At 73.5% G+C, this 4964-nt stretch carries 5 protein-coding genes and 1 pseudogene; all 6 read left to right on the plus strand.

The genetic code is table 11. From position 1 onward, the window contains the following. Positions 1–81 precede the first annotated feature (81 nt). A pseudogene (folB, locus tag AC2W7A_RS09505) lies at positions 82–515 on the plus strand (dihydroneopterin aldolase). A 118-nt stretch (positions 516–633) separates the two neighbouring features. Next, complete coding sequence (gene folK / locus AC2W7A_RS09510) at positions 634–1185, plus strand: 2-amino-4-hydroxy-6-hydroxymethyldihydropteridine diphosphokinase (protein ID WP_485991148.1); 552 nt, start codon at positions 634–636, stop codon at positions 1183–1185. Continuing rightward, positions 1182–1724, plus strand: coding sequence for a DUF3180 domain-containing protein (locus tag AC2W7A_RS09515; protein WP_485991149.1), 543 nt, complete (start codon positions 1182–1184; stop codon positions 1722–1724). The genes folK and AC2W7A_RS09515 overlap by 4 nt, the downstream gene beginning before the upstream one ends. Then, a complete protein-coding gene (locus tag AC2W7A_RS09520; protein ID WP_485991150.1) occupies positions 1714–2205 on the plus strand; it encodes a PH domain-containing protein in 492 nt (163 codons plus the stop codon). The genes AC2W7A_RS09515 and AC2W7A_RS09520 overlap by 11 nt, the downstream gene beginning before the upstream one ends. Positions 2206–2219: 14 nt before the next feature. After that, a complete protein-coding gene (locus AC2W7A_RS09525) occupies positions 2220–4061 on the plus strand; it encodes a PH domain-containing protein (RefSeq protein WP_485991151.1) in 1842 nt (613 codons plus the stop codon). Further along, the coding region (locus tag AC2W7A_RS09530; RefSeq protein WP_485991152.1) for a Rossmann-like and DUF2520 domain-containing protein at positions 4062–4964 on the plus strand (903 nt) is incomplete at its 3' end.

Raw genomic sequence — 4964 nt, forward strand, 5'->3', positions numbered from 1 at the left:
GGCGGTCGCGGCGCACGACGTCACCCCCACCGCGGACGCCGTCCGCGCCGCCGCCGCCTGGCGTGGGAAGGACGACCGCTGATGTTCGGACGCCATCAGTCCGCCGCCGCCCCGGCCCGCCGCGACCGCATCCGCCTGACGGGCATCTCCGCCGTCGGGTACCACGGCGTGTTCGAGACGGAGAAGCGCGAGGGCCAGCCGTTCTCGGTGGACGTCGTGCTGCACGTGGACGTCTGCGCGCGGCCGCCGCCGACGACCTCACGCAGACCGTGAACTACGCCGAGGTCGCGGACCTGGTGGCGGGCTTCATCATGGGCGAGTCCTTCGACCTCATCGAGACCCTCGCGGACCGCATCGCCCGTCAGCTGCTGCAGACCCAGCCGCTCACGGACACCGTGGAGGTCACCGTCCACAAGCCGCAGGCTCCGCTGCCCCACGAGTTCCATGACGTCCAGGTGACGGTCGTCCGCGACCGCGCCGACCTGGACCGCGCCGACCTGGAGTCCGCGCGTTGATGCGGACCCCCTCTACCCCGGACCCGGGCGAGCCGATCCCGCGGGACTGGACCCACCCCGCAGAGGGCCGGCCCCCACGCCGAGCCTGGGGAAGAGGCCGAGTCGGCCAGCCGTCGTCGTGCTGGGGCTGGGCGCCAACCTGGGGGACGCGGACCAGACGATGGACGCCGCCGTGGCCGCGCTCACCGCATTGCCCGGGTTCACGGATGTGCAGGCCTCGCCGCGGGCGCTCACCGCGCCGGTCGGCGGGCCGCCCGGGCAGCCGGACTACCGGAACCAGATCGTCACGGCGCGGACCACGCTGTCCCCGTGGGAGGTGCTGGGCACCGCACACCTGCTGGAGCAGGAGCACCACCGCCGGCGCACCGTCCGCTGGGGCGCCCGCACCCTGGACGTGGACCTGGTCGCGTACGAGGGCGTGACCAGTGACCACCCGGACCTGACGCTGCCGCACCCGCGGGCCGCCGAGCGCGCCTTCGTGCTGCTGCCCTGGCTCTGGCTAGACCCGGACGCCACGCTCGCCGGGACCCCGGTCTCCGCGCTCGCCGACCGGGCCGAGGGCGCGGACACCGTCCGCCGCATGCCCCCGGAGCGCGTCCACCTGGACGGCGCCGGCGGCCGCCCGGTGCCCGGGGAGCGGATCGACTCGACCTGGAGGGAACGCACATGATCACGCTGCGCACCTGGTGGCTGCCCGGGATCGCGCTGCTGGCCGGCCTGCTGGGCTGGACGGTCGCGCTGGTCTCCCAGGGCGGCGGACGGCAGACCCCGGTGCTGGGCCTGCCCGCGCTGATCACCCTGCTGGTGGTGGCGCTGATCAGCCTCGGCTTCGGGCTGCGCATCCGTCGGGACTGGGACCGCCTCCCGGCCGAGCGCATGGATCCGCTGGCCGCCGCCCGCATCCTGGTGTTGGCCCAGTCCGGGGCGTTCGCCGGGGCCCTGTTCGGCGGCTGGCACGCCGGCGTCCTCGTGCAGGTGCTCGCCCGCGCGGTGGCCGCCCCCGGGGTGCTGCGGGACTGCGTGCTCCTCGTGGGCGGCGGCGTGGTGCTCGTGGTGGTGGGGATCCTGGTCGAACGATGGTGCCGGATCCCCCCTGAGGATGAGGCGGGCGGAACGAACGGACGGCAGGATGGACGAGGTGGCGGGGGAGTGCCCCGCCGCCGGACCGACCCGGAGGAGGGATACGCCAGTGCGCGCCATGGAGCTTGACGGCGTCGAGTTCACACCCGTGTCCGAGAAGGAGATCCCGGCGTCGTTGCTGGCCGGGGCGATCATCAGCGTGGTCTTCGTAGCGGTCGCGTCCGTCCCGCTGGTCCTGAAGCTGACCGGCGTGTGGCCGAACCTGGGGACGTGGCTCGCCTGGGGCCTGCCGGGTGTGGTGCTGCTGTGGGCGCTGATCGACCTCGCCCTCACCCCGCGCCAGGTGCGCGCCCGGGGCTACGCCGAACGGGAGGAGGACATCCTCTGGCGCGAGGGCCTGCTGTTCCGCTCCGTGAAGGCCGTCCCCTACGGACGTCTGCAGTACGTGGACGTGGAGGAGGGCCCCATCCAGCGCCGGTTCGGCGTGCAGAAGGTGACCCTGAAGACCGCCGGCTCGGACCTGGAGATGCAGGGCCTGTCCCGGGCCGAGTGCGAGCGGCTGCGCGAGGTCCTCATGCAGCGTGGCCAGGCGAAGCTGGCGGGCCTGTGAGCCGGGAGGACGGCATGCCCACGTCTCCGCACGACCTCCCCGGCGACATCCGCCCCCACGACGGGCACCCCCCGGCCGTGGCGGCGGCCGGCCTGTCCGCCGCCGACGCCCCGGTGACCGACACCGAGCGCCCCACGGACGCCGAGGGCTGGACCCGCATGCACCCGCTGACCCCGTGGGTGAAGAGCTGGACGTTCCTCGCACTGATGCTGTTCTTCGTGGGCCGGGACGTCGTGGAGCAGTGGGTCGGCCGCCGGTTCGGCCAGGCCGGGTCCGACAGCTCCGGGGGTGGGGTCGGTGAGCTGTCGATCCTGGACTTCCTGCCGGCGATCGGCATCGCTGCCGGCGTCATCCTGCTGCTGGGCGTGGTCTTCTTCCTGTCCTGGCGGTTCAAACGCTTCCGCCTCACCGAGTCGGAGATCCAGTACCGCGAGGGATGGTTGTTCCGGCAGAACCGGCAGATGCGCTACGACCGTCTCCAGGCCGTGGACCTGCAGCACCCGCTGATCGCCCGTCTGTTCGGGCTGGTCACGGTGAAGGTGGAGGCCGCCGACGGCAACGACACCGCCCTGGAGCTGTCCTTCCTCAAGCGGGACCGGGCAGAGCAGGTCCGCCGCGAGATCCTGGACCACGCCTCGGGCGTGGCCCGCCCCGACGACGGCTCCTCCCCCGCATCCTCCGTCTCTGGGCACGCGGTGGAACCCGCCGGCGCCGTGGGCGCCCCGGACGAGGTGAGCGCCCCGGTGCCCGGGAAGGAGGGGGCGACCGCGCCGTCGTCGTCCCCGGCGCCCGCACCGACGCCGATGCTGCGCGATGCGGACGAGGGGGTCCTGATGCTCAAGGTCCCGCCCGGTCGCCTGGTGGGCTCGGTGCTGCTGTCCGACTCGGGACCGCTGGCGACCGTCCTCGGGTTCGGCGGGTTCCTGGCGGTGGCGGCACTGTTCATCGGCCTGATGCCCCAGGCCTGGATGTCTGAGGACGAGTCGCGGTGGGCCATCTTCGGGCTGAGCGCGGCGGGCATCGCATTCCCGCTGCTCTTCGCGATCGTCACCAACACGTGGTCCGGCCTGAACAAGGGCTGGGGCTTCACCGTCCGCCACTCGAGGGACGGGCTGCGGCTGCGCTACGGCCTGACCGAGACGAACTCCCAGACCGTCCCGCCCGGGCGCGTGCAGGGCGTGACCATCCGGCAGTCGCTGCTCTGGCGACCCCTGGGCTGGTACCAGGTGCGCGTGCAGGTGGCCGGCTACGGGCTCGACCTGGGCTCCGAACGGTCGGTGGTGCTGCCCGTGGGGCCGTGGGAGGACGTGCTGCGCGTGCTCACCATCGTGTCCCCGGAGCCTGGCACTGCCGCAGGCGAGGCCGCCGAGCTGACCCCCGCCGAGCTGATGCATGTGGCCATGCACGGGGACCTCGCCGACGGCGGCTTCACCCACATCCCGCGGCGGGCCCGCGCCTGGTTCACCTGGTTCACGTGGCGCCGCACCGGCTTCCTTACCACGGATCGGCTGCTGCTGGTGCGTGGCGGACGCTTCGCCCGCCGCCTCGAGGTGGCCGAGCACGAGCGCATCCAGAACCTGCGGATCAGTGCCGGACCCGTGCAGCGCCGCCTGCGGGTGGCCGACGTGACCATGGACCTGGCCGGAGGGAAGGCCGTCACCGTGAAGGCCCAGGACCGGCACACGGCCGAGCGCCTGTTCCAGCACGAGTCCGAGATCGCCGCGGTGGCCCGCCGATACAAGGACCGCGACCAGTGGATGACGGCCGAGGAGCTCGAGCGCTTCGAACGGCAGCTGCAGCCGGCCGGTGCCGGAGCTCCGGCGGCCGCGGCATCGACCACCCCGAAGGAGACCTGAGTGGCCGGAGGACTGGATACCTCGATCGACCCCACGCAGCGCCCGGGGCGCCTCGGCGTCGGCGTGATCGGCGCCGGGAAGGTGGGCGCCGTGCTTGGAGCCGCCCTGCGCAATGCCGGCCACACGGTCACCGGCGTGCATGCGGTCTCCGAGGCCTCCCGCACCCGTGCGGAGGCGCTGCTGCCGGACGTGCCGGTGCTCGAGGTCCCGGAGATCCTGCGCCGCTCCGAGATGGTGCTGTTCGCTGTCCCGGACGACGTGCTGGGAGAGCTCGTGGACGGGCTGGTGCAGGCCGGCCACGTGCAGGCCGGGCACCTGCTGGTGCACACCTCCGGGCGGTACGGGGTGGGCGTGATGCAGTCCGTGCGGGCCGCCGGGGCGATCCCGCTGGCCATCCACCCCGCCATGACGTTCACCGGCCTGTCCCTGGACCTGGACCGGCTCAAGGACTGCGTCTTCGGCGTCACCGCGGACCCAGTGGTACTGCCGGTGGCGCAGGCGCTCACCGTGGAGATGGGCGGCGAGCCGGTGGTCATCAAGGAGGCCGACCGGCCCACCTACCACGCGGCCCTGTCCCACGGCTCCAACCACCTGGTCACTTTGACCGCGCAGTCCGCGCAGCTGCTGGCGGAGATCGGCGTGGCGGACACCGAGCGTCTGCTGCGTCCCCTGCTCACCGCCTCTCTGGAGAACGCCCTCTCCGACGGAGACGCCGCGCTGACCGGCCCGGTGGCCCGCGGGGATGTGGAGACCGTCCGCGGCCACCGCGAGACCCTGGCCCACATGGTGGAGGAGGGCATGCCCGCGGACATCCTCCACGCTTGGGAGGCCATGGCCCGCGCCACCGCGGACCGCGCCGAGTCCCGCGGAGCCCTGCGCGCGGACGCGGCAGCCCGGATCCGG

This window comes from Micrococcus sp. LASM2_SD2, from assembly GCF_057364565.1.